The organism is Ruegeria sp. C11 (assembly GCF_056537725.1).
The window spans coordinates 626,970-652,248 of the sequence record NZ_JBQFSB010000001.1; the positions used below are offsets into that span (position 1 = coordinate 626,970).

Sequence of the window (25,279 nt, forward strand, 5' to 3'; positions counted from 1 at the left end):
CAGGGAGTCCCCAATGCCCGTCTACAATGCGCCAACAAAAGATACCCAGTTCATTCTGCACGAAGTGTTGAAAGTCTCGGAACTCGACATCCCCGGCTACGCTGAGTTGGAAGCCGAGTTCACCGGCGCCGTGCTGGAGGAGGCCGGGAAGCTGGCAAGCAATGTGCTCCACCCACTCAACGTGGTCGGCGACACCGAAGGCTGCCGGTTGGAAAATGGTGTGGTCTACACGCCAACGGGTTTCAAGGACGCGTTCGAGCAAGTGAAGGAAGGCGGATGGACCGGCCTGGATATGCCCGAAGAATACGGCGGACAGAATATGCCGTACGTTCTGGGGTCGGCGGTTGGCGAGATGTTCTCGGCGGCGAACCAGGCATTCGTGATGTATCAGGGCCTGACCCACGGCGCCGCCTCGGCCATTCTGGCGCATGGCACTGACGAGCAGAAAAATACCTACCTGCCCAACATGGTCAGCTGTGAATGGACCGGCACCATGAACCTGACCGAACCGCATTGCGGTACTGATCTGGGCCTGATGCGCACCAAGGCGGAACCTCAAAGTGACGGCAGCTACAAAATTTCCGGCCAGAAAATCTTTATCTCGTCCGGCGATCACGACATGGCGGATAACATCATCCATCTGGTGCTGGCCAAAATTCCGGGCGGCCCCGAGGGAATCAAAGGTGTATCGTTGTTCATCGTGCCGAAATTCCTCATCAAAGAGGACGGTTCGCTGGGCGAACGCAACGGAGTCTCGGTCGGCAAGATCGAGGAAAAGATGGGCATCCACGGCAATTCGACCTGCGTCATGAACTATGACGAAGCCACTGGCTGGCTGTTGGGCGAAGAGCACAAAGGCATGCGCGCGATGTTCACCATGATGAACGAAGCGCGTCTGGGCGTCGGCATGCAGGGCCTCAGCCAGGCCGAAGCCGCGTTCCAGAATGCGTTGGAGTATGCCAAAGACCGCCTGCAGGGACGTGACGTCACAGGCGTAAAAAATCCCGACGGCCCGGCCGACCCGCTGATTGTGCACCCTGACATCCGCCGCAACCTGATGGATCAAAAAAGCTTCACGGAAGGCGCGCGTGGTTTCATTCTGTGGGGCGCCACATTGCTCGACCAGGCGCATCGCTCCGGAGAAAAAGATGCCGATGGCCTGATTTCGCTTCTGACACCGGTCATCAAGGGCTTTCTGACGGACGAAGGCTATGACATGACCGTTCAGGCCCAGCAGGTCTATGGCGGGCATGGCTACATCGAAGAATGGGGCATGTCACAGTACACCCGCGACGCCCGCATCGCCATGATCTATGAAGGTGCCAACGGCGTTCAGGCGCTGGACCTTGTTGGTCGTAAGCTGGCGCAGGACGGCGGCAAGCACGTCATGGCGTTCTTTGAGATGGTCAAAACCTTCTGCAAGGAAAACGCTGGCCAAGACGAGGCTTATGACAAGGCGTTCATCGAACCTCTGAAAGCCGCATCCAAGGACCTGCAGGCAGCGGGAATGTATTTCATGCAAAACGGCATGGCGAACCCGAACAATGCGCTGGCCGGATCTTACGACTTCATGCACATGTTCGGGCATGTCTGTCTGGGGCTGGTATGGGCACGTATGGCGAAAGCTGCGCAAGCCATGCTTGACGCAGGTGCAACAGACAAAGAGTTCTACGAAACCAAAATCAACACTGGCCGCTACTACATGGCACGCCGCCTGCCGGCCACCGCTACGCACCTGACCCGAATTCAATCAGGCGCGGATACGGTTATGGCTCTGGACGCGGCGAATTTCTGATCTCAGTCTGGTTCCGGATACCGTTATCCGGAACCAGCCATCCAGAGGACAAGACATGCCAAAACGCTTTCGCCTGACCCGACGTTTTCCCATCGCAATGACCGAGGACGGATACCGCAAACTAAAGGGGTTCGCACGAGAGGCCGGGCTGGACGAGGGTGAGGCGCTGTCTTTCCTGTTTGAGAACTTCAACAGTGTCATTGATGAGGAAAATCTGACCCACCGGCTGCGTATCTTCAATTCCGAACTTGAAGCTCGCAAACGGTGAACAATGTCTGACCCAAGCATCCCAAAGCCCGTGCCACATGTTCCATCCGCCTCAGGCGGCTGTATTTGGAACAAGAAGAAATTGGACGGGCATGTCCACCCCGCCATCCGGGAACTGATCTCACTTGGCGGCACTCAGCCGGGACAGCAGGGCTTCTCCTCGTACGGTCATCGGCTCGGAAGCCTGTACCGCCCAAGGGATTAGAGGGCATTAACTGCAGGAAATCATTACGAGAAAAAGAGTACTTCACACTTCTTCTCGCTCCAAATACGGAAATACCGACCTAACCACACACGCCTTGGGAGGGGCAATCGCATGGCCATCCAACTTCACTGCTTCGGAGAAAGTGGAAATTCATACAAAGCGGCGCTGGCTTTGGAAATGTCCGGACTGGACTGGGAGCCGGTCTTTGTCGACTTTTTCAAAGGTGAAACCCGCACCCCGGAATACCGTGCAAAGGTCAACGAAATGGGCGAAGCTCCCGTCCTGATTGACGGTGATTTTCGCACCAGCCAGTCAGGCGCGATTCAGGCTTACGTAACTGAGAAATCTGGCAAGTTTGGTGGCGGATCGCGAGAAGAGAACTATGACATTCTGCGCTGGGTGCTGTGGGACAATCACAAGCTCAGCTCAATGGCCGGGTTGACGCGTTTTCTGATCAACTTCCTTCCCGAGCAGCACCAAAATCCCGATGTCATTGCATTTAATCAGGGTCGGCTGAAGGCAGCCTATCAGGTGCTGAATGATCACCTTGAAGGTCGCGACTGGATCGTTGGCGACGGTGTGACAAATGCCGATATCAGTTGTTGCGGCTACCTCTATTACCCTGAACCTTTCGGCTTTGATCGCGCCGACTGGCCCCATATCGACGCCTGGCTGACCCGCCTGTCCGAGCAGCCCGGCTGGAAACACCCCTATGACCTGATGCCCGGCAATCCGTCGGATCGAGCTTGAGGAGAAGACCCATGACCGAAGCATATATCTATGACGCCCTGCGCACCCCGCGCGGCAAGGGCCGCAAGGATGGCAGCCTGCACGAGGTGACCTCGGTACGCCTGTCCGCCCTGACCCTGAACGCGATTAAAGAGCGGAACAATCTGGAAGGCCACGCCGTTGAGGACGTGATCTGGGGCAACGTCACACAAGTGATGGAACAGGGTGGCTGTCTGGCGCGCTCGGCGGTGCTCGCTTCGGATTTGGATCAGTCGATCCCCGGCTTGGCGATCAACCGTTTTTGCGCGAGCGGAATGGAAGCCGTCAATCTGGCAGCAAACCAGGTCAAAGGCGGCGCAGGCGACGCATACATCGCCGGTGGTGTCGAGATGATGGGCCGCGTGGCCATGGGCAGCGATGGCGCGGCGATCGCTGTTGACCCCTCGTTGGCGATGGACACTTACTTCGTGCCTCAGGGCATCTCGGCCGACATCATCGCCACCGAGTATGGCTTTAGCCGTGACGAAGCCGACGCGCTGGCAGTTGAATCGCAAAAACGTGCGGCAGAAGCATGGGCAGACAATCGGTTCGAAAAGTCTGTCATCACCGTCAGGGATCAAAACGGCCTGACCATTCTGGACCGCGACGAATACATGCGGCCCGGAACGGACATGCAGAGCCTTGGCGCTCTGAACCCCTCATTCGCGATGATGGGTGAGCAGATGCCGGGCTTCGACAAGGTTGCGATGCTGAAATACCCGCATCTTGAGCGCGTGAATCACATCCACCATGCGGGCAACAGCTCGGGCATCGTGGACGGTGCGGCGGCTGTACTGATCGGCAACAAGGAATTCGGTGAGAAATACGGCCTCAAGCCCCGCGCCCGCATCAAGGCAACCGCCAAGATTGGTACCGATCCGACCATCATGCTGACCGGCCCTGTTCCGGTGACCGAGAAGATACTGGCCGACAATGGCATGAAGATCAGCGATCTGGACCTGTTCGAAGTGAACGAAGCCTTCGCCTCGGTCGTTCTGCGGTTCCAGCAGGCATTTGACGTCGATCCGGCACTGGTTAACGTCAATGGCGGTTCCATCGCAATGGGTCACCCGCTGGGCGCGACCGGCGCTATGATTATCGGCACATTGCTGGATGAGTTGGAGCGTCAGGACAAGGAAACCGGTCTGGCCACGCTCTGCATCGCGTCCGGCATGGGTGCGGCAACCATTATCGAGCGGGTCTGATGCCCAAGCTGGATCTCTCTCAGATCCCGTTCAAGGGTGGCTCGTCCTATCCCGGTAAGTTGGCCGAGGCGACTGCGGGTCGTTTCGTACAGCGTGTGGGCGATGCGGGCGGGCTGTCCCAATATGGGGTCAACGTCGTGCGGCTTGAACCGCAAGGCATGTCTTCGCTGCGTCATTACCATATGGAGCAGGACGAATTTGCCATCATGCTCAGCGGCACCTGCGTGCTGATCGATGACGATGGTGAGCATGAGATGCAGCCCGGCGATTGCGCCGCCTGGCCCGCAGGTGAGGCCAATGGCCATCACCTTGTGAACAAGACCGATGCGCCCGCAACCTTTCTGGTGGTGGGCACACGGACCCCGACAGAGACCGGCTATTACAGCGACATAGACATGATGGTGAAGGATGATGAGAACGGATTCTCCTTCACCCGCAAGGATGGCAGCCCGCTGACGGCTGACCAGATTGGAGATGACAATGACTGATTTCACTCTGACCAAAGACACAGATGGCGTTGGGATCATCACCTGGGACGTTCCCGGAAAAACAATGAACGTGATGTCCTTTGAAGGACTCCAGCAACTCAACGACTGTATTGATCAGGCGCTTGCCGATGACGAGATCAAAGGCATCGTTGTTACGTCAGGCAAGGAAGGCTCGTTCGCGGGCGGCATGGACCTGAACCTGCTGGCGGTGATGAAGGAACAGGCGGGCGACGATCCGGCCAAGGGTCTGTTCGAGGGTACGATGCAGATGCACGCCCTGTTGCGCAAGATCGAGCTGGCGGGCATGGATCCCAAGACCAAGAAGGGCGGCAAGCCGATTGCCACTGTTCTGCCCGGCACCGCAGCGGGCATCGGTATGGAACTGCCCCTGTCCACGCACCGCATCTTTGCGGCCGAAAACCCCAAGGCGAAGTACGGCCTGCCCGAAATCATGGTCGGCATCTTCCCCGGCGCAGGCGGCACAACGCGGATGGTGCGCAAGGTTGGTGCCATTGCGGCGGCTCCGCTGCTGCTGGAAGGCAAGATGCTGGACGTTAAAAAGGCGAAAGGCGCAGGCTACATTGACGAGATTGCCGCCGACCCGATGGCTGCAGCGAAGGAATGGGTGTTGAACGCAAAAGACGCCGATCTGGTCAAGCCTTGGGACGCCAAGGGTTACAAAATGCCTGGCGGCGCGCCCTATCACCCTGCGGGCTTTATGAACTTCGTCGGTGCTTCGGCAATGGTGAATGGCAAAACACAAGGAGCGTTCCCCGCTGCCAAGGCTCTGCTGAGCGCGGTGTACGAAGGCGCACTGGTCGATTTCGACACCGCCCTGAAGATTGAGGCGCGTTGGTTCACCTCGGTCCTGATGAACCCGTCTTCGGGCGCGATGATCCGTTCGCTGTTCCTGAACAAGGAAGCACTGGAGAAAGGCGCTGTACGTCCGCAAGGCGTGCCGGATCAGTCGGTCAATAAAATCGGCGTTCTGGGCGCGGGTATGATGGGTGCAGGTATTGCGTTGGTATCTGCACAGGCGGGGATGGAAGTGGTTCTGATCGACCGCGATCAGGCCGCCGCCGACAAGGGCAAAGCCTATACCGAGGCCCATCTGGACAAGGGTATCAAGCGCGGCAAGACCACGGTTGAGAAGAAAGAGGCGATGCTGGCCCGCATCACCGCGACCCCGGATCTGGATCACCTGAAGGGTTGTGACCTGATCATCGAAGCTGTTTTTGAAGACGTAGGCGTCAAGGCTGAGATGACCAAAAAGGTCGAGGCGATCATCCCCGAAGATTGCATCTTTGCCTCGAACACATCGACCCTGCCGATCACCGATCTGGCCAAAGCCTCGGAGCGCCCGGATCAGTTCATCGGCATCCACTTCTTCTCGCCCGTCGAAAAGATGTTCCTCGTCGAGATCATCAAGGGCAAAGAAACCGGGGATCGTGCGGTCGCCAAGGCTCTGGACTACGTGCGCCAGATCCGCAAAACGCCGATCGTGGTCAACGATGCACGCTTCTTTTACTGCAACCGCTGCATCATTCCTTATGTCAACGAAGGCGCGCGGATGATTACCGAAGGTGTGACGCCTGCCCTCATCGACAATGCGGCGCGGCAACTGGGGTTCCCTGTGGGTCCGATCCAACTGACCGACGAAACGTCGATTGATCTGGGCGCCAAGATTGCCCGTGCAACCAAGGCCGCAATGGGAAATGCCTATCCTGCAAGCGCGGCAGACGATCTGATCTTCTGGATGGAGGAACAGGGCCGTCTGGGCCGCAAGGCGAACGCAGGCTTTTTCGACTATGACGAAAAGGGCAAACGCGTTGAATACTGGAAAGGTCTGCAGGAAAAGTATCCGCTGGCCGAGGAACAGCCCGACCTGATCGAGGTTCAGGAACGTCTGATGTTCGCACAGGTGCTGGAGGCGGTGCGCGCGCTGGAAGAAGGCGTGTTGGAAGACATCCGCGAAGGCGACGTGGGTGCGATCCTGGCCTGGGGCTTTGCACCTTGGTCCGGTGGCCCACTCAGCTGGCTGGACATTATCGGCACACCCTACGCGGCAGAGCGCTGTGATCAATTGGCCGAGAAATATGGCGAGCGTTTTGCCTGCCCGCCTCTGTTGCGGGAAATGGCGGAGAAGAACCAGAGCTTTTACGGCCGGTTTAACCCCGAAGCCAAAGCCGCCTGAAATGGTGATGCAGGCGCCCGAAACCGGGCGCCTGCATCTTTCTTTTAGTGCTTGGTTAGATCTGCCATTCAGACCGCAGGAACAACGGCAACAGTTTGGGCCTTCCGGGTCGATGAGGACGACGGACACCACCAACTGGCCGCAACGGAAAAACCGGATCCTGCGTTATGGGCGCTGGCAGAACGCCCAACTGGTTTGCAAGGGCAGAGGTACCGCCCATTTGCGCAATCTTATTTACCAGCTCTGTCGCGTCTTCACCGTCCAGAACCGGATATTTCTCTGAAATCTTAGCCCGCCTCACCCGCAAGCTCGGGCTGATCGAGCGGCAGTGTGCAAGCATGCCACCTTCGATAAAAACCACTTCCTCCCGGGCAAAAAGCAGCGTTGCGACCTTCAGATGCTGCCCCGGGTAATGTGATTTCATGCCGTGGAAACCATTCAAATTTCGGGCAGGGACAGCAGCATGACGGCTTTCACACTCACTTCCTGTTCCGCGGGTGTCGACCAGCATGTTCTGGTCGGGCAACAACCAAACGGAACGCCCGTTATAAACCGTGTTCGCGGGAACATGGACTGGCAGATGCCTGGCCAGCAACCCTTCGGTCGGCAGAAACATCTCTTCGTGATTTACACTCAGTACCTGCTGAAACCCCTGATCTAGTGTCCTGACCAGATCACCGGCCACCAGACCCTCGACCGGTTTCCACCCCCGTACTGTCGCGACTTTGGTTCCGTGCAGCAAACCTGCGCCGCAACTTGATGCGCAGGTCTCTGAAACTGCCTGCTCATCATCTTCCAATAAAATTGGATAACCAGATATACCCTTTAACTCCAACACGTGCCCTACCCCCTTGTTGGCACACAACCTTTGTCCAAACTGGGTAGCACAGCCAGTGGCACGCCCGACTTATTTTCGACACATTTGCGTCTATTTCCCGCCCCGATTGAGCGATTTCCAACGCATCAGGAAACAAAGCCGCTAATTTGGCAGAAATTCACCCAGCCCTAGAAACACGCCGCACGTCATTGACTGAACTGATATCCGAATCTTCGAATATCTTCCGAACAGGCGTCGGCGACTGCCTCTGCGGTTGCAGATCGATAATACTGCCGGAAATCCGCCGCCCGCGTGGATCGGTTCAGATGCGGCAGTTCAAATGAGAAACCCAGATGATCGATCAAAGGACCGACATCTTCGCGAAAGTGTTCGATCCGGATATAGAGATCGCACTGTTCAGCCCCTGCAGCACGACGCATGTAGGCACTTGCCGGGCTTTTCCGGAATGATGCCAAGGTCGACGGATGCAGAACAAACGACTGGAAATCTAATCTCTGAGATAGCGAAACCGCTGGATGGTCGAACTTCTGCACTCTTAGCCAATGATAATAGCTGACGATCCGGTCCCACGGGTTGCGTACCAACGTGAACGTAAAAAGGTCGGACAACTGATCGGGTGGGATCACCCCCTCGATATCGCGCAGGGTCGAGTGTTTCCACAACCGTCCTTGTGATGAAAACGCCTTTGAGCGCTTTCGACGCTTTCGGGCCTTGGGTGTATCGCCCAGCAGTATGTCGTCCTTCATTGCCCTTTGCTCTAACGCCTGCGCAAGCGATGTACCGCCAGTTTTGGGGATGTGAACAAAAACATATCTCCGGCCGGTCGAGATGATCATTGCAATCGTCTATCCAGGCTGAACCTCGGTCGCCAGCCGGCCCGATCGCCAGGCAAGTATCCCGCCTGCGGATGCAATCAGGCCGATGCCTGCAATCTGCAACACACCCAACGATTGCCCAAGCGATACCCACGCAAAAACCGGCCCGAAGATCATGACAGAATACTCAAAGACCGCGACATAAGAGGGCTCTCCCAACTGATAGGCTTTGATCAGCATGAAAACGGCAAGCGTAGATCCCACAGCCTGAATAGCGATCCACGGGGCAGCCGCTTCAATTGGCCAAACCCAACCGCGCGTAACAAATCCGGCCGGGCCATCAGGTGTTTCAACCGGAAAGACGGAAAACAGGACAAGGCCGGCAGCACCGGACAGGCCCAGCGCCAAAACCATGCCGCTTAACAGGGACACAGTGCTTTCCTCTGCGCAGTGACTGCGCGTGATAATGGCGCTTAGCGCATAGAAAAATCCGCCAGCCACCGGGATCAAAGTTTTTACATCGAATGCGTTCGGGTCGGGCTGCAAAACGCAGAGAATTCCGACAAACCCGACCATGACTGCACCTATTCGCCAGGGTCCGATTTTCTGTTTCATCGCCAGCGCAGAAATCAAAAGAACAAAGATTGGAGAGGTGAACAGGCCAGCCAGCGCCTGCGCAATCGGCATAAGCGCCAGCGCGCTAAAGTAAAACAGCATCGCTGTGGCGATCAACACGCTTCTGAGTACTACAAACCCAAGGCGTTGCGGGCGCAAACCGCCAAGTCCAATCAGTGACAGCAACCCGATCAGGGGAAGCATCAGCAACGCACGGGAAAAATGAAACTGCCACAGGCCAAGGGTTTCTGCCACGCGCACAACAAAGTTGTCGATGACACCGATGATTGCCATGGCGCCCACCATCAGCACCGAGGCCATGACAGGTGAAGAATGATCTGATGCCTGCATTCACACTCCTACCGGGTTCATCAACAGCCAACCGGCGTTCAAATACTCTAAATGCCATCGACCACATTTTTGGTTCTTCGTGCAACAAGTTTGCCCCACACGATTTTGGCATGCTAAGCTGCCGGTAAATAATAACGAGCATATTTCACCCGAATGACGGCACTGACACAGTACGAACGGATCGAAGCCACCGGTCTGTGGAGACCATCGCCCGAGGAACAGCGGCGCGAGGTTGTCATTTCGATTGGCGAGGCCACTCTGACCATATCGGATTTTAACGATAAGGCGCTAACGCACTGGTCGCTGGCCGCAATTGAACGGCAAAACCCCGGAGAGTACCCGGCCGTTTTCAATCCTGACGGCGATCCCGGGGAAACGCTGGAGCTGCAGCAATCCGAGACCATGATGATCGAGGCAATTGACCGGCTGCAACGCGCCATCGACCGGGCCCGCCCACATCCCGGGCGTTTGCGGTGGCTCAGCGTGGCTGGTGTTGTTGCGGCAGTGGTTGCGGTTATGATCCTGTGGTTACCCGCAGCGCTGCAAAGCCACGTCGTTTCGGTCGTGCCTGAAATCAAGAGACAGGACATCGGTGACATGATCCTGCAGCGAATTGAGCGGGTCGCCGGGCGTGCGTGCCGTTCCGACGATGCGCAGCTTCCGCTGGAACGTCTGGCACAAAGGACCGGCATCCGCAAAATTGTCATTTTGCCCGCAGGGGTTACGGACAGCCTCGCCCTGCCCGGAGGTATCGTCCTTTTAAACAGGGCTTTGGTTGAAGATCACGAAGACCCCGCAGTGGCCGCAGGTTATGTCATCGCCGAACGCGCGCGTTCTCAGAATTCCGACCCCCTGACCGAGTTGCTGGATCGGGCCGGGCCAACCGCCGCGTTCCGGTTACTGACCACCGGAGAACTGACACCGGAAATTGTCGATCGGTACAGTGAAAAAATTCTGAACGAACCAAGGCCTGAAATTCCCGAAAGTGAACTGCTTGCCGTTTTTGCGCAAACGGCAATGCCCTCGACGCCCTACGCCTACGCCAGAGACATTACCGGAGAAACCGTTCTAGGTCTGATCGAGGCTGACCCGATGGCGGGCCGTTCGTTGGAACAGGTACTGCCGGACCGTGATTGGGTCCGGCTGCAGAACATTTGCATCGAATAATTCGGGAGGCAGATGCCCTGCCCGTTACTTTGTTCCGAACATCCGATCGCCAGCATCCCCCAGACCCGGCATGATGTAACCTTTGGAGTTCAGTTCGCGATCCAGCGCTGCGGTCACGATTTTTACATCCGGGTGAGCTTCTTTCATACGTGCGACACCTTCAGGGGCAGCCAGCAGGCAGAGGAACCGGATGTCGGTCGCGCCGGCTTTTTTCAGCAAATCGATGGCCGCAGCTGAGCTATTGCCGGTGGCAAGCATCGGATCAACGGCGATGACCAGACGATCCTTCAACCCTTCGGGAGCCTTAAAATAATACTGAACCGGCTCAAGCGTTTCCTCGTCACGATACAGACCGACAAAACCTACGCGAGCTGAAGGGACCAGTTCAAGAACCCCGTCCAGCATCCCGTTTCCGGCGCGCAGAATCGAGACCAGAGCCAGTTTCTTACCGGCAAGGATCGGCGCGTCCATTTCCTCCATCGGGGTTTCGATGTGACGCGTTGTCAATTGCATCTCACGCGTGACCTCATAGGCCAGCAACAGCGTAATTTCACGCAGAAGCTGGCGAAACGATGCGGTCGACGTGCCTTTGTCCCGCATGAGCGTCAGTTTGTGTTGCACCAGTGGGTGATCGACGACGGTCAAATGTTCGCTCATGTCTTCTCCAGTTTTTTCTTGACCCGCGCACGGGTTTCCTCATCGCAAAATGACGCATTCAGTGCCGTATCATTGAGTGCGGCGAAATCTTCAACGCCCCAGCCGAAAGCCTTGTTCAGCATCTCATATTCACGGCGCATGGTGGTATGGAAAAACGGCGGATCATCGGTTGATACCGTGACCTTGACCCCGCACTCGCGCAACCGGGCAATCGGGTGTGACGCAAAATCGGGGAAAAGTCCCAGCACGACGTTCGATCCGGGGCAAACCTCCAGCGTTATTTCCCGATCTGCCAATTCATGGACCAGGTCCGGGTCTTCGATGGAGCGCACGCCATGGCCGATACGCTCGACCCGCAGATCGCGAACCGCTTCGCGTACACTTTCGGGACCACCAAATTCGCCTGCATGGGTGGTCAGGCGCAAACCTGCCTCGCGCGCGCAATCAAACGCCCAGGCAAAATCGCTCTGACGCCCAACAGCTTCGTTGCCACCCATACCAAAACCGGTGATCCAGTCCCCGGCCGTTTCCGCCGCGCAGACGGCGCTGTGTTTCGCCTTGTCTGGCCCGAAATGCCGAACGCAGGTTACGACCCCGCGCAGCGTAATATCAAACTTTCGCTCGGCCTCATCCGCCGCATCCCTGACCGCATTCAGATAATCACGCCAGGCGTGGACATCACCACCACCGCAAAAATCGGGGCTGAGGAAGGTTTCGGAATAAACCACCCCGTTCGCCGCACTTTCTTCCAGAATGGCAAGGGTCAGCCTCCGAAAATCCTCAGGAGAGTTCAGAACTTCGCACGCGGCCTCATATACACTTAGAAAATGGGCAAAGTCCCGGAAATCATAAGTGCCGTCGGCTTTGAATATCCCGCTCAGGTCAATGCGCTTTTCGTGCGCCAACTGCCGAATGAATGCCGGTGGCGCAGCGCCTTCGTGGTGCAGGTGCAATTCGACCTTGGGTAAATCGGCGACGTTCACAGAAAACTCCTTCCCGGCCCCTGAGACGGAACGCCCAAATGCTGCGCGACGCTCGCGGCGACATCTGCAAAATCAATCTGTCCGATCTCGCCACTGCCCTGCCCGGCAATCAGTACCGGAACCTGTTCGCGCGTGTGATCCGTACCTGTCCAAGATGGATCATTACCGTGGTCCGCTGTCAGCAGCAGCAGGTCGCCCGGCCGCAGCTTCCGCAAAATCGCACCGATTTCACGATCAAACCATTCAAGCGCGCGGGCATATCCACTGATGTCACGCCGGTGCCCAAAAAGGCTGTCGAATTCCACAAAATTGGCGAAGGTAAGACTGCCCTCTTCCGCCGTATCCACAAGGTCGGTCAAGTGGCGCATGAGTTCTGCGTCCGAGCCCTTGCGCAATGTGTCGATCCCCTGCATCGAGAATATGTCGCCAATCTTTCCCACCGCGTGAACGCGCCGTCCGGCATCCTGCACCCAGTTCGTCAGAACCGGCGCGGGCGGCAGGATGGCAAAATCCTTGCGATTGGTCGTGCGCGTGAAACCCTGTTCGGGCGATCCGACAAATGGCCGCGCAATGACCCGGCCTACTTTCATCTGATGCAGGCGCGGGGCGAGCGCTTTGCACAAATCCAGCAAACGTTCGAGGCCAAATGTCTCTTCGTGTGCGGCGATCTGGAAAACACTGTCAGCCGATGTGTAGCAAATGGGCCAGCCCGTTCGCATGTGCTCAGCGCCGAGATCAGCGATGATCGAGGTACCGGAGGCGTGGCAATTGCCAAGAATGCCGTCTGTACCCGCAAACTCTGCCGCTGCCTGTCCGAGCATCTCGGGGAAAGCCGGAACCGTGTCCGGGAAATAGTGCCAGTCCCACGGCACCGGCAATCCGGCCAGTTCCCAATGCCCTGAAGGCGTGTCCTTGCCCGGCGAATGTTCCCGTGCGCACCCCCAAAGACCATTGGGAGCTGTTCCCAGCCCGGGTGTTTGATCGCCAGAGGCCAACCGAACCGCCGCCCCCAATCCCAAAGCGGTCAGGTTCGGCAACTGCAGCGCTCCCGAGCGGCCTTCCTCTCCCCGACCTTCGGCACAAGCCTGCGCGATATGTGCTACCGTGTTGGCGCCGGTATCCGGCACGTCGCCATTGAAAAACCGACCGGCATCCGGCGCACCGCCGATGCCTACAGAATCCATCACCACCACAAATGCGCGCGTCACGATGAAATCCTTTCGTGGACGAGTTCAGGCGTGACAACCGCATCAGGGCCAATTTGGATTGCGCGCAGCACCGACAGCGCAGCATGCCGCGCCGCATCCTCGCGCCCTGCATGAACCACGGCAATCGGGGTGCCTTTTGACACTTTATCCCCCAGCCGAACGATATTCGAGAGGCCGACAGCCGGGTCAATCACATCGCTTTCGACCTGACGCCCGCCGCCAAGGGCGACCACGGCAAGTCCCAGCGCCTCGCCATCAATTGCAGTGACATACCCGTCAATGGGCGCAGTTACTTCCTGTATGACGTTGGCTTCGGGCAAAAAACGGGACCATGTGTCAACGAATTGAACAGGGCCGCCAACTGCCGCCATCATCCGCCCGAACCGCTCAGCGGCGCGCCCGTCCCGGATCACGTCCCTAATCCTGTCGCGACCTTCCTGAGCGTTCGCTGTCATCCCCGCGTCAGACAGCAGTACACCGCCCAGTTCGGCAGATATCTTGGAAAGCGGCGTTTCGCGCCCGCCGGTCAGCACCTTCATAACCTCATTGATTTCCAAGGCGTTACCGAGCGAAGACGCCAGAGGTTGGTTCATGTCCGTGATCAAAGCCGATGTCCGGCACCCTGCGGCGTTTGCCGTTTCCGACAGGGCCACGGCCAGTTTTCGCGCGTCCTCGGGCGTTTTCATGAATGCGCCGCTGCCGACCTTGACGTCCAGCACCAGCGCATCCGGGCTGGCCGCCAGTTTCTTGGACAGGATCGAAGCCGTGATCAGATCCAGGCTCTCTACGGTCGCAGTCACGTCCCGAATTGCATAAAGCCGCTTGTCCGCAGGCGCGATCTGCGCCGTCGCCCCGACAATCGCTGCGCCGGTTTCCCGCAGTATCTGAATCAGCCTATCCTGACCGATCTGTGTCGTCACCCCGGGGATCGCCTCAAGCTTGTCCAGAGTTCCGCCTGTGTGGCCCAGACCCCGCCCCGAAATCATTGGGACATAGGCCCCACATTCTGCAAGCGCAGGTGCCAACACCAGAGAGACGCAGTCACCAACCCCACCAGTCGAATGTTTGTCGATCACCGGACCATCCAGATCCCAGTGCAACACGTCGCCACTGTCCCGCATGGCCACGGTCAATGCGGCACGCCCCTCAGCCCCAAGCCCGCCCATGCAGACGGCCATGGCAAAGGCTCCGGCCTGTGCATCGCTGACGCTGCCGTCAGCCAGCCCCTGCGCGAACCAAATCAGTTCTTCCTGACCGGGAACTTCGTGGCGGCGCAGTTTCGAGATGATCGAACGGGCATCCATCGTTTCAGGACTCCGCCATCTGTGCAGCGTCGAAGGCACCCGGGAGGAGCTGAGAAATAGTCAACGTGGCTTCAGCCCCTTTTACGGTCGCCATAGTGACAACCACATCACCCTTACCAAACTCCGCAAGTTTCTGCCGACAGCCACCACAGGGCGTGACCGGGACCGGACTGTCTGCCACGACATAGACCTCGGTCAGTTCTTTTTCACCGGCGGCAACCATAGCGGCAATCGCGCCAGCCTCGGCGCATGTACCTTCAGGGTAAGCCACGTTTTCAACGTTGCATCCCGAAAAGACCGCCCCTGAACCGGAACGGATCGCCGCGCCCACCTTGAAGTTAGAATAGGGTGCGTGGGCATTTTCACGGACTTTCAGGGCGGCATCTTTGAGCTGCATGGCGATTCCCCAATTTTTGATCATCTGGTCAGAATGCCCTAACCTAAATGAAAGCACCTTGGGAATTGAAGCCCCTGAACCGCGTTTTCCGTCGCAGCTTTCAGCCTAGTTCAAAATCGTTTGGAAAGTGCCCGGCAAAGTGACCTCTAGCAATTCTACGTCATCGGACGGATCGCCAAGGCGGGTTCGCATTCCAGGCGGTATGACAAAGGCATCGCCCTGTTCCAGCCGAAATGAATCGCGCCCCTCGCCTTCAAGCGTGACCTCACCATTCATCACGAACGTAAAGTGTATGTCGGCGTCGTGGCTTGCCCATTCCGGATCGCCATCTCCCTTGCGGACAACCTGTACCCCGGCAACACCCTTGGTGTTTTCCGCGATCGTCGTATCCCTGCAGATATATCCAGGCAGACGGAACGGTACCCATTCCGCGTCTCTGGCCTGATTGTAGACAAAGCGCTGCCCCTGCCATTCCCGGTCAGGACGATAGTGTGGCGTCGGCAAATCCATGTCGTGGTCGATTTCGGTCACATGCTCGGCTGGGACACCTATTTCGATCACCTGCACGTTATCTGATGCTTCCAGAACGCGGTGACGGATTTCCGGCGGCTGGATAAAGCAGTCTCCAGCCGTCAGGCGCATCTTATCTCCCTGATCTTCGTAGACCACGTCTACCCAGCCGTGAATGCAAAAGATCAATTGAAAACCGACCTTGTGAAAGTGGACCATATCCGGAACCGGCCCGCCATCGGGAATGCGGATATGGCTGGCAATGATTGAGCCCCCCAGACGCGACGGCACCAGATCCCGATAATGCATCCCTGCCCTGCCGATAATCCAAGGCGCCTGATCCTTGAGCCGCCTAACGACAAACGAATGGACTGTTTCCGGCATGACCATCGGCGGATTACGCTCTTCGATTTCTACTCGCGTTCCATTTGGCGCAACCATGCTGCGGGTGCCATCCGCAAAGCCATCCGGGTCTTCAGTCAGAATTCGGATGGTACCGGGTGTCTCGGGCGCGTCCTTCTCGATCCTCAGGCGCAAACCATGTCCGGAGAAAACGGCCACACGCGGATCGTCAGCGGGATAGATCATGTCCATCCGCATCCCCAGCACCTTTGTAAAGAACGGGATGTCATCGCGCAGCTCATTGGTTGGCAAACGGATTTCGCCTATGGTGTCGGTCATGCAAATCTCCTCTGTGCCGGAGATTGGCCGCAGGTCCCGAGATTTGCAAGAAGCCGCCTGCGACCCTGTGGCCTGAATTCCCCTGTTCCCCCAACGTCAAATTTAGTTTAGCACTAAACTAAATCCCACAAGGAGCTTGCAAGATGTCAGACACCCCAAGTTTACGCCAGGCAGCCCTTGAATATCACGCATTTCCAAAACCGGGAAAACTCGAGATCAAGGCGACCAAGCCGATGGCGAACGGACGCGATCTGGCGCGGGCCTATTCGCCGGGGGTGGCCGAGGCGAGCCTTGAGATCAAGGAGAACCCAACCAACGCAGAACGCTATACCGCGCGGGGCAATCTGGTTGCGGTTGTTTCTAACGGCACCGCCGTTCTGGGGCTGGGCAATATCGGTGCCTTGGCATCCAAGCCCGTCATGGAGGGCAAGGCGGTTCTGTTCAAGAAATTCGCCGGTATCGACTGTTTCGACATTGAAGTGAACGAACCCGACCCGGAGAAGTTGGCGGATATTGTCTGCTCACTGGAGCCCACTTTCGGTGCGATCAATCTTGAGGACATCAAAGCTCCTGACTGTTTCATCGTGGAAAAGCTGTGCCGTGAGCGGATGAACATTCCGGTCTTTCACGATGATCAGCACGGCACGGCGATTGTTGTGGGCGCAGCGGCCAAGAACGCGCTCCACGTGGCCGGGAAGTCATTCGAGGATATCAAGGTCGTCTCCACGGGCGGCGGCGCGGCTGGCATTGCCTGCCTCAGCATGCTGGTCAAGCTTGGTGTCAAACGAGAGAACATCTGGCTTTGCGACATTCATGGTCTTGTCTACGAAGGACGAGCCGAGGACATGAACCCGCACAAGGACCAGTTTGCGCAAAAATCCGATCTGCGGACACTGAACGATGTAATCGGAGGCGCCGATCTGTTTCTTGGCCTGTCAGGTCCGAATGTCCTGAAGCCCGAGATGGTCGAGAAAATGGCGGACAGGCCGATCATCTTTGCACTGGCTAACCCGACCCCGGAGATCCTGCCGCAAGCTGCCCGTGAAGTGGCCCCGAATGCAATTATCGCCACCGGCCGCAGTGACTTTCCCAATCAGGTCAACAATGTGCTGTGCTTTCCGTTCATCTTCCGGGGGGCATTGGACGTCGGCGCAACCGAGATCAATGATGAGATGCAAATCGCCTGCGTGGACGGCATCGCGGATATGGCCCGCGCAACCACAAGCGCCGAAGCGGCCGCAGCGTATAAGGGTGAGCAACTAACATTCGGACCGGATTACCTGATCCCCAAGCCCTTTGATCCGCGCCTCGTCGGCGTCGTCTCGTCGTCGGTTGCCAGGGCTGCGATGGAAAGCGGCGTAGCCAAACGGCCCATCGACGATCTGGAAGCCTACAAGGAACGTCTCAATCAGACGGTCTTCAAATCCGCTCTGCTGATGCGCCCCGTTTTCGAGGCCGCCGCGGTCGCGTCGCGCAGGATTGTGTTTGCCGAAGGTGAAGACGAGCGCGTGCTGCGCGCCGCTCAGGCGATCCTCGAAGAAACCACGGAAACCCCAATTCTGATCGGCCGTCCTGAAGTGATCGAATCCCGTTGCGAGCGGCTTGGCCTTGTGGTCCGCCCCGGTCAGGATTTCCAGATCGTGAACCCGGAACACGATCCGCGCTACTATGACTATTGGAATTCGTATCACCAGATCATGGAACGCCGTGGTGTGACGCCCGATCTGGCCAAGGCGATCATGCGCACGAATTCAACAGCCATTGGCGCGATCATGGTGCAACGAGGCGAAGCCGACAGCATGATTTGCGGCACGTTCGGAGAGTATCGCTGGCATCTGAATTATGTCGAGCAGGTACTCAACAACGGCGATCTGCGCCCGCATGGCGCCCTTTCCCTTATGATCCTTGAGGATGGCCCTCTGTTCATCGCCGATACGCATGTCCGGCAGTTGCCCAACCCGGAAGAACTGGCCGAAATTACACTGGGTGCGGCGCGCCATGTGCGCCGTTTCGGATTGGAACCCAAAATCGCCTTTTGCTCGCAATCTCAATTCGGAAACCAGGCTGAGGGTTCGGGAAAGCGACTGCGTGAAGCTATCGAAATTCTCGACAGCAAGCCGCGCGATTTCACCTATGAGGGCGAGATGAATCTGGACGTCGCGCTTGACCCTGAACTGCGGCAACGGATTTTCCCGAATTCCCGGCTTGAAGGGGCGGCCAACGTGCTGATCTTTGCCCATGCCGATGCAGCAAGCGGTGTTCGCAATATTCTCAAGATGAAAGCTGACGGGATCGAGGTTGGCCCAATCCTGATGGGCATGGGCAACAAGGCGCACATCGTCACGCCTTCCATCACGGCGCGCGGACTGTTGAACATGGCCGCCATTGCCGGAACGCCTGTCGCACATTACGGTTGACGGCGGCGGCCCCGATGGACGGCCGCCTGTTCAGGGAGGTCAGAAATGAAAGGGCATTGCCACTGCAAAGCGGTGAGCTGGGAAAGCGATGGCGAAACGGCCTGGAGTTGCTATTGCCACTGCGCCGACTGCCGCCGGAACTGCGCATCACCAGTTACCGCCTTTTTGGGTTTACCACATGACTCGGTCAGGTGGCTTGGCCAGACACCAAGCGTCTATAACTCGTCGCAAGGCGTGGAGCGCCTGTTTTGCAGTACCTGCGGAACGCAGATGGCCTATCGAACCGAACGGGACCCAGTGAACATCCACCTTTATACGGCGACCCTGGAAAACCCGGACGATCTGCCGCCAAAGTTTCACGTTTTTCACTCCGACCATCTGCATTGGCTGAACATTCAAGACAGATTACCACGCTACGCGAAAACCACAGGGTAAAAACCCTGTGGCCTTCAATGTCCGTGAATTCGTGGCTGGAGTTATCAACCGATCACTTTATGTCCTCGACCCTGCATGCAGTTCACCAATACTTGCCGCCGGATCAGTTCATCATTGTATTGTCCTCGGGCGGCTCCAACAATCGCTCCGCCCAAGGCTCCTGTTACAACGTCCTCTCTTTCACCCAACGACCACCCCGTGACAGCTCCGCTAACCGCGCCATAGGCAATGTCCGCGCCCTGCTTGCCTGGTTGATAGTTCGCAGCCAATGCTCGACACTCTGTTTCATCGAGGCCAAAATTAGCATTCCGCGTGCCATCGACTGCCAGAGGTTTTTGCATCGGGTATTGGGCACAAGCAGAAAGACCAAGAAAAGCGACAAGCATAAGCTTTTTCATAGCGGTAATCCTTGAAATTTTGGAACTATGCCTCGGTATTCAAGATGCTCTCTCCTGCCTTGGCAAAGCTCATATAAGGATTTGGAGGGCAGCAAAAAATGGAAATCCGACAATCTGACGCCGCGTAACAATGTAAATCGAACGCTTTCGCGAACTAGCCACTTTTGCATTTGTGACGACTAGGATCGGCAATATTGAGGTGGCGGGTTGTTTGGTTTTGCAGAAGAAAATTTGCAACTATTCAGAATGTGGAAAATTTGCGGTCATTTTCGCCAAAAAACAGAAGTTTGCAAAAATTTGCAACTGAAATTACGTGATCATTGCAAATTTTTTGCGATAAACTGACGCGCCGTCATTTCTGCCGCTTGCCCGATACATTCAGTATGCCTAACACATTCCGCAAGCTGAGTGGGAGGAGGACGCAATGGCATATCAGGACGTTTATCAGAGCTGGGAGAACGACCCCGAAGCATTCTGGCTGGAAGCAGCCAAGGGGATCGATTGGGTAAAAGCGCCGACCAAAGCGCTTTTTGACGAGAACGCCCCGCTCTATGAATGGTTCTGCGATGCCAAGGTGAACACCTGCTGGAATGCGGTTGACCGTCATGTCGAGAATGGGCGCGGTGAACAGGCGGCCATCATCTATGACAGCCCGATTACGCACACAAAACGCGAAATTTCATATGTCGAACTGAGAAATCGTGTGGCAAATCTGGCCGGTGCCTTGCGCTCAAAAGGTGTCGAAAAAGGTGATCGCGTCATTATTTACATGCCGATGATTCCCGAGGCGCTGGAGGCGATGTTGGCCTGTGCGCGTCTTGGCGCAGTGCACTCAGTGGTGTTCGGCGGTTTTGCCAGCAACGAACTGGCTGTGCGCATTGATGATGCCAAACCAAAGGCCATCATCGCCGCCTCCTGCGGGATGGAGCCGGGCCGCGTGGTGCACTATAAACCTCTGCTGGATGGCGCAATCGACATGGCCAGCCACAAGCCGGACTTCTGCGTAATTTTCCAGCGCGAACAGGAAGTGGCGCAACTGGTCGAAGGCCGGGATTTCAACTGGCACGGATTTCAATACGGTGTCGAACCCGCCGAATGTGTGCCCGTCGCCGGCAATGATCCAGCGTATATCCTTTATACCTCTGGCACGACTGGCGCACCCAAAGGCGTTGTGCGCCCGACTGCAGGCCACCTTGTAGCGCTGAACTGGACGATGAAGAACATCTACAACGTCGATCCGGGTGACGTATTCTGGGCAGCTTCGGATGTGGGTTGGGTCGTCGGCCATTCCTATATCTGCTATGCACCTCTGATCCACGGCAACACGACAATCGTGTTTGAGGGTAAGCCGGTCGGCACCCCTGACGCCGGAACTTTCTGGCGGGTGATTTCCGAACACAACGTCAAAAGCTTTTTCACCGCCCCGACCGCTATCCGTGCGGTCAAGCGCGAAGACCCGAAGGGAGAGTTGCTGAAATCGTACGACCTGTCCTGCCTCAACGCATTGTATCTGGCAGGTGAACGCGCAGATCCCGATACGATCGAATGGGCGCAGGATGCCCTGAAGGTTCCTGTGATCGACCATTGGTGGCAAACGGAAACCGGCTGGACCATTGCGGGCAACCCGCTGGGAATTGAAGAACTGCCCGTCAAACTGGGCTCGCCCGCAAAACCTATGCCCGGCTACGACGTTCAGATTCTGGACGAAGGCGGCCATCCGATGAAACCCGGTGAACTGGGTGCGATCGCGGTCAAACTGCCCTTGCCCCCGGGCACTTTGCCAACCTTGTGGAATGCCGAAGACCGGTTCAAAAAATCCTATCTGGAGCACTTCCCCGGATATTATGAAACCGGTGATGCGGGCATGATTGATGAGGACGGGTACCTGTACATCATGGCGCGCACGGATGACGTCATCAACGTTGCAGGGCACCGTTTGTCTACAGGCGCCATGGAAGAAGTTCTGGCCGCGCATCCAGACGTCGCGGAATGCGCCGTTATCGGCGTCACCGATCAGTTAAAGGGACAAATGCCCGTCGGCTTTCTGTGCCTAAATTCCGGATCAGAGCGCGACCACGGCGACGTGGTACAGGATGTGGTCAGGATGGTGCGGGAAAAGATCGGTCCGGTCGCGGCATTCAAACAGGCCGTTGTCATAGATCGGCTGCCCAAAACCCGCTCGGGCAAGATCCTGCGAGGGACCATGGTATCGATTGCGGATAGCAAGGACTACAAGATGCCTGCCACAATCGACGATCCGTCCATTCTGGACGAAATCAAATCCGCCTTACAGACGATTGGATACGCACAGTGATGTCGCCAGGGTGTCAAACACCACCCTGGCATCGCAATACGCTTGCAACTTGACCCGCACCACCTACTGTGCCCTCAGAGGGAGGGCACATGGCACAAAATGAGACATGGCGCTTGAGCGCCACGGAACTGAGCGAGTTGACACGAAGCGGCGACCTGAGCGCCGAAGCTGCGGTCCAAAGCTCAATCGACCGCATGAACAAGGTGAATCCCGACCTGAACGCGGTTGTCGAGGACCTGAGCAGCGAAGCCCTTGAGCGTGCCCGGAATCTGGACGTCGCCCGGGCGCAAGGTGCCAGTCCGGGGCCTTTGCACGGCATCCCCGTTACTATCAAAGTCAACGTTGATCAAAAGGGGCATGCAACAACCAATGGCGTTGTAGCCCTAAAAGATGTGATCGCACCTGATGACGCCCCGGTCGTCAACAACCTGCAAATGGCAGGCGCCATTGTGATCGGGCGAACCAACACACCAGAGTTTTCCTTTCGCGCCGACACCGACAATCCGCTTCATGGCCGGACGCATAACCCGTGGGGGCGCCACATCTCGCCGGGAGGCTCATCCGGTGGGGCGGGTGCTGCAGTCATGGCCGGGATCGGTGCACTCGCACATGGAAACGACATCGGTGGCAGCTTGAGATTTCCGGCAGCGGCCAACGGCGCGGTCACCGTGAAACCCGGTCTGGGCCGCGTACCGGCATGGAACCCCAGCCAAAAGGCAGAACGTGGCTTGCTGGCGCAATCCATGTCGGTTCAGGGCCTGATCACACGACGGGCAGCGGACCTGCATCTTTCCATGCCCAGTCTGATCGCGCCGGATTCGCGTGACCCTTTCCATGCGCCCATTCCCTGGCGGGGTCCGGCACTGGATCAGCAGATAAAGGTTGCCTTCACAAAGAACACCTTCGGGTACGAATTGCACCCCGAGGTTGATAAGGCACTGGATACGGCTCGGGACGCCCTGATTGACGCCGGGTATCACGTCGAAGAGGTCTCACCACCCGACGTCTTCGAATGTGGCCGCATAGGCTATCGCACTTTGATGGGCGAAGTTCTGACCCTGATGCAGTCGGATATCGAAGCGGCCGGATCGAAAACCATCCGCGATATTTTCGAGGTTTATTTTCAGGAATTCCCACCGATTGTCGGAACAGAACTGATCGAAATGCTGGCGCGACGCAGCCACTATGCCCGCGAATGGTCGATGTTCATGCAGGATTACCCTCTGGTTTTGTCACCGTTCCTGCCGCAGCCGTTTTTCAGACCCGACCGCGACACGGAAGGGGTCGAAGGCGTTCATGAAGTTCTGGGGTGTGCAGTCTATTCCTATGCGATGAACTTTATCGGCCTGCCTGCTGCTTGCGTTCCTGCCCGTCTTGCAAACCTTCCCAGTGGCCCACAACCTATCAATGTGCAGGTGGCAGCGCGCCGATGGCGCGAAGATCTGGCCGTTGACGCCGCCATCGAAATCGAGGCCCGTGTTGGGGCAATGGCCGAAGTGCTGTGGAAAAAAATGGACGGTTAGTGCGCAGACAGGCGTTTGGTCCAATGTGAAAATCAAACCCGGCCCGTACGCGCAGCGGCCGGTACATCCTTAACAGTCTTTTCAAAAAAATAGACCCCGGGGATCTCAACCCGGGGCCTGTCGTTCTAAAATATTCCCGGATTGTGATGACGAGCGTAGTACCACCCACCCTCGCCAGCGCGAAAACTGCGCAATCATCTGACACGTCGCTTGGTGGCCACTCACTCCCACCGGGACGTAATCTCCGGGCAAGTTCAGATTATCTTAAACTTAATGTTCCGCCTGTGATCTTGTTCACATAAGAACAAGAAAATCCCGCTCAGATTGTGAAGTTTATGTAAATTGCTCGGAAATCAGGCGTTCTTCCAGACCATGCCCCGGATCAAAAAGGATGCGATGTTCGATGGTTGGCTCGGAACGAATCTCGACCCAGTCGATATCCGGAATCGAGATCGAGTCAGCGTCCGCCATCACCGGACGCTTGTCTGCCTCCATGACGTCGAACCGTACATGCGCCGTCTTGGGTAGGAGCGCGCCCCGCCAGCGACGCGGACGGAACGCGGCAATGGCGGTCAAAGCCAGAACGTCAGATCCAATGGGCAATATCGGCCCATGTGCTGAATAATTATAGGCTGTCGAACCAGCTGGCGTAGACAGCAACGCGCCGTCGCAGACAAGTTCAGCCAACCGCAATCGACCATCCACCGATATTTTCAACCGTGCTGCCTGCGGCCCTGCGCGCAGCAACGAAACCTCATTGATTGCCAGCGCCTCATGAATTTTTCCGGACTGGTCCATAGCGGTCATGGCGAGCGGATTGATGATTTCCTCTTCCGCCTCGGACAGTCGTGTCAGCAGATCGGTGTCATCATATTCGTTCATCAGGAATCCGATGGTGCCCCGGTTCATGCCATAGACCGGCGTTCTGAGATGCTGAGTGCTGTGAAGTGTTCGCAGCATGAAACCATCCCCCCCCAGCGCCACGATGACATCGGCGTCTCTGGGCGCGACGTTCCCGTATCGGCCTTTCAGCATCTCGCGCGCCGATTGGGCGACTTGGGCGTCACTGGCCAGAAAGGCGATTCTTTTTTTCATATTTTCCGGTTTCCGGTGTTGCGCATTTGGTTCCGAAACAAACATACCTTTCCGCCAGAGGCCAGAGTTGACGCCACTGCGGGCCAATTCGTCGCTTTACAGCCTTTCTCGGACACTCGGTTTCCGATAGGAAATTCGCCAAACAGTCTCAAGCCATGTGGAGCCCCCATGAACGCCAATCTTCGTGATACCGGTTTCTTTACCCAGTCTCTTTCGGATCGTGACCCCGAGCTTTTCGGTTCGATCACGTCTGAACTTGGCCGCCAGCGCGACGAGATCGAGCTGATCGCCAGCGAGAACATTGTCAGCGCCGCCGTGATGGAGGCGCAGGGCTCGGTGATGACCAACAAATACGCCGAAGGCTATCCCGGTCGCCGCTATTATGGTGGTTGCCAGTTCGTCGATATCGCCGAGAACCTGGCCATCGACCGCGCCAAGGAACTGTTCGGCTGCGGTTTTGCCAACGTTCAGCCGAACTCGGGCAGCCAGGCCAACCAGGGTGTGTTTCAGGCACTGATCAAACCCGGCGACACCATTCTGGGCATGAGCCTTGATGCAGGCGGTCACCTGACCCACGGCGCGGCCCCCAACCAGTCGGGCAAGTGGTTCAACGCGGTGCATTACGGCGTGCGCCAGCAGGACAACCTGA

23 protein-coding genes are annotated in these 25,279 nt (G+C 57.2%); 12 read left to right on the plus strand and 11 right to left on the minus strand.

Annotated elements, in window-relative coordinates:
* Nucleotides 1-13: 13 nt before the first annotated feature.
* The 6 genes from ACR0NA_RS03195 (at nucleotide 14) to ACR0NA_RS03220 (ending at nucleotide 6,922) form a co-directional block, all read left to right on the plus strand.
* Nucleotides 14-1,795, plus strand: coding sequence for an acyl-CoA dehydrogenase C-terminal domain-containing protein (locus ACR0NA_RS03195; protein WP_480725915.1), 1,782 nt, complete (start codon nucleotides 14-16; stop codon nucleotides 1,793-1,795).
* Between the two features lie 55 nt (nucleotides 1,796-1,850).
* Nucleotides 1,851-2,063: a hypothetical protein gene (locus ACR0NA_RS03200; protein WP_170651550.1), complete on the plus strand. Its 213-nt coding sequence runs from the start codon at nucleotides 1,851-1,853 to the stop codon at nucleotides 2,061-2,063.
* 315 nt (nucleotides 2,064-2,378) lie between these two features.
* Nucleotides 2,379-3,017, plus strand: coding sequence for a glutathione S-transferase family protein (locus ACR0NA_RS03205; protein WP_480725918.1), 639 nt, complete (start codon nucleotides 2,379-2,381; stop codon nucleotides 3,015-3,017).
* Nucleotides 3,018-3,028: 11 nt separating this feature from the next.
* Nucleotides 3,029-4,240, plus strand: coding sequence for an acetyl-CoA C-acetyltransferase (locus ACR0NA_RS03210; RefSeq protein WP_480725920.1), 1,212 nt, complete (start codon nucleotides 3,029-3,031; stop codon nucleotides 4,238-4,240).
* Nucleotides 4,240-4,728 carry a cupin domain-containing protein gene (locus ACR0NA_RS03215; RefSeq protein WP_480725922.1) on the plus strand — a complete coding sequence of 163 codons (489 nt, stop codon included), beginning with the start codon at nucleotides 4,240-4,242 and terminating at the stop codon, nucleotides 4,726-4,728. Before ACR0NA_RS03210 ends, ACR0NA_RS03215 begins: the two co-directional genes overlap by 1 nt.
* Nucleotides 4,721-6,922: a 3-hydroxyacyl-CoA dehydrogenase NAD-binding domain-containing protein gene (locus tag ACR0NA_RS03220; RefSeq protein WP_480725924.1), complete on the plus strand. Its 2,202-nt coding sequence runs from the start codon at nucleotides 4,721-4,723 to the stop codon at nucleotides 6,920-6,922. Before ACR0NA_RS03215 ends, ACR0NA_RS03220 begins: the two co-directional genes overlap by 8 nt.
* Nucleotides 6,923-6,977: 55 nt before the next feature.
* Here ACR0NA_RS03220 and ACR0NA_RS03225 read toward each other — a convergent pair whose 3' ends face one another.
* From ACR0NA_RS03225 to ACR0NA_RS03235, 3 genes are all read right to left on the minus strand, one after another.
* Nucleotides 6,978-7,760 carry a Hint domain-containing protein gene (locus ACR0NA_RS03225; RefSeq protein WP_480725926.1) on the minus strand — a complete coding sequence of 261 codons (783 nt, stop codon included), beginning with the start codon at nucleotides 7,758-7,760 and terminating at the stop codon, nucleotides 6,978-6,980.
* A 185-nt stretch (nucleotides 7,761-7,945) separates the two neighbouring features.
* A complete protein-coding gene (locus ACR0NA_RS03230; RefSeq protein WP_480725928.1) occupies nucleotides 7,946-8,596 on the minus strand; it encodes a sulfotransferase family 2 domain-containing protein in 651 nt (216 codons plus the stop codon).
* Between the two features lie 9 nt (nucleotides 8,597-8,605).
* Nucleotides 8,606-9,541, minus strand: a complete 936-nt coding sequence (locus tag ACR0NA_RS03235) for a DMT family transporter (RefSeq protein ID WP_480725929.1) — start codon at nucleotides 9,539-9,541, stop codon at nucleotides 8,606-8,608.
* 153 nt (nucleotides 9,542-9,694) lie between these two features.
* Between ACR0NA_RS03235 and ACR0NA_RS03240 the strand changes: the two genes are divergently transcribed.
* Nucleotides 9,695-10,708 (plus strand): hypothetical protein, encoded by a 1,014-nt coding sequence (locus ACR0NA_RS03240; protein ID WP_480725931.1) that lies wholly within the window; start codon nucleotides 9,695-9,697, stop codon nucleotides 10,706-10,708.
* Nucleotides 10,709-10,732: 24 nt separating this feature from the next.
* Here ACR0NA_RS03240 and upp read toward each other — a convergent pair whose 3' ends face one another.
* From upp to ACR0NA_RS03270, 6 genes are all read right to left on the minus strand, one after another.
* Nucleotides 10,733-11,365, minus strand: coding sequence for a uracil phosphoribosyltransferase (gene upp, locus ACR0NA_RS03245; RefSeq protein WP_170651541.1), 633 nt, complete (start codon nucleotides 11,363-11,365; stop codon nucleotides 10,733-10,735).
* Nucleotides 11,362-12,348: an adenosine deaminase gene (locus tag ACR0NA_RS03250; protein ID WP_480725933.1), complete on the minus strand. Its 987-nt coding sequence runs from the start codon at nucleotides 12,346-12,348 to the stop codon at nucleotides 11,362-11,364. Before ACR0NA_RS03250 ends, upp begins: the two co-directional genes overlap by 4 nt.
* Nucleotides 12,345-13,556, minus strand: a complete 1,212-nt coding sequence (locus tag ACR0NA_RS03255; protein ID WP_480725936.1) for a phosphopentomutase — start codon at nucleotides 13,554-13,556, stop codon at nucleotides 12,345-12,347. Before ACR0NA_RS03255 ends, ACR0NA_RS03250 begins: the two co-directional genes overlap by 4 nt.
* Nucleotides 13,553-14,860, minus strand: a complete 1,308-nt coding sequence (locus tag ACR0NA_RS03260) for a thymidine phosphorylase (RefSeq protein WP_480725939.1) — start codon at nucleotides 14,858-14,860, stop codon at nucleotides 13,553-13,555. Before ACR0NA_RS03260 ends, ACR0NA_RS03255 begins: the two co-directional genes overlap by 4 nt.
* A gap of 4 nt (nucleotides 14,861-14,864) precedes the next feature.
* A complete protein-coding gene (locus ACR0NA_RS03265; RefSeq protein ID WP_170651537.1) occupies nucleotides 14,865-15,257 on the minus strand; it encodes a cytidine deaminase in 393 nt (130 codons plus the stop codon).
* 105 nt (nucleotides 15,258-15,362) lie between these two features.
* A complete protein-coding gene (locus ACR0NA_RS03270) occupies nucleotides 15,363-16,448 on the minus strand; it encodes a cupin domain-containing protein (protein WP_480725942.1) in 1,086 nt (361 codons plus the stop codon).
* Between the two features lie 143 nt (nucleotides 16,449-16,591).
* On the opposite strand from ACR0NA_RS03270, the gene ACR0NA_RS03275 reads away from it, so the two are divergent.
* Together ACR0NA_RS03275 and ACR0NA_RS03280 are read left to right on the plus strand one after the other, a co-directional pair.
* Entirely contained in the window at nucleotides 16,592-18,865 is a 2,274-nt protein-coding gene (locus tag ACR0NA_RS03275; RefSeq protein ID WP_480725945.1) for an NADP-dependent malic enzyme, read from the plus strand.
* Nucleotides 18,866-18,910: 45 nt separating this feature from the next.
* Complete coding sequence (locus tag ACR0NA_RS03280; protein WP_480725947.1) at nucleotides 18,911-19,300, plus strand: GFA family protein; 390 nt, start codon at nucleotides 18,911-18,913, stop codon at nucleotides 19,298-19,300.
* Nucleotides 19,301-19,344: 44 nt separating this feature from the next.
* Here the strand turns inward: ACR0NA_RS03280 and ACR0NA_RS03285 are convergent, their stop codons facing one another.
* Nucleotides 19,345-19,698, minus strand: a complete 354-nt coding sequence (locus ACR0NA_RS03285; RefSeq protein ID WP_480725950.1) for a hypothetical protein — start codon at nucleotides 19,696-19,698, stop codon at nucleotides 19,345-19,347.
* A gap of 424 nt (nucleotides 19,699-20,122) precedes the next feature.
* Between ACR0NA_RS03285 and prpE the strand changes: the two genes are divergently transcribed.
* Nucleotides 20,123-22,012, plus strand: a complete 1,890-nt coding sequence (prpE, locus tag ACR0NA_RS03290; protein ID WP_480725952.1) for a propionate-CoA ligase PrpE — start codon at nucleotides 20,123-20,125, stop codon at nucleotides 22,010-22,012.
* 89 nt (nucleotides 22,013-22,101) lie between these two features.
* A complete protein-coding gene (locus ACR0NA_RS03295; RefSeq protein ID WP_480725954.1) occupies nucleotides 22,102-23,535 on the plus strand; it encodes an amidase family protein in 1,434 nt (477 codons plus the stop codon).
* A gap of 333 nt (nucleotides 23,536-23,868) precedes the next feature.
* On the opposite strand, the gene ACR0NA_RS03300 is transcribed toward ACR0NA_RS03295, so the two are convergent.
* On the minus strand, nucleotides 23,869-24,630 hold the full coding sequence (locus tag ACR0NA_RS03300; RefSeq protein WP_480725956.1) for an NAD kinase: 762 nt from the start codon (nucleotides 24,628-24,630) through the stop codon (nucleotides 23,869-23,871).
* 168 nt (nucleotides 24,631-24,798) lie between these two features.
* On the opposite strand from ACR0NA_RS03300, the gene ACR0NA_RS03305 reads away from it, so the two are divergent.
* Nucleotides 24,799-25,279, plus strand: a 481-nt coding sequence (locus ACR0NA_RS03305; protein WP_480725959.1) for a PLP-dependent aminotransferase family protein, incomplete at its 3' end; no start/stop codon positions are given.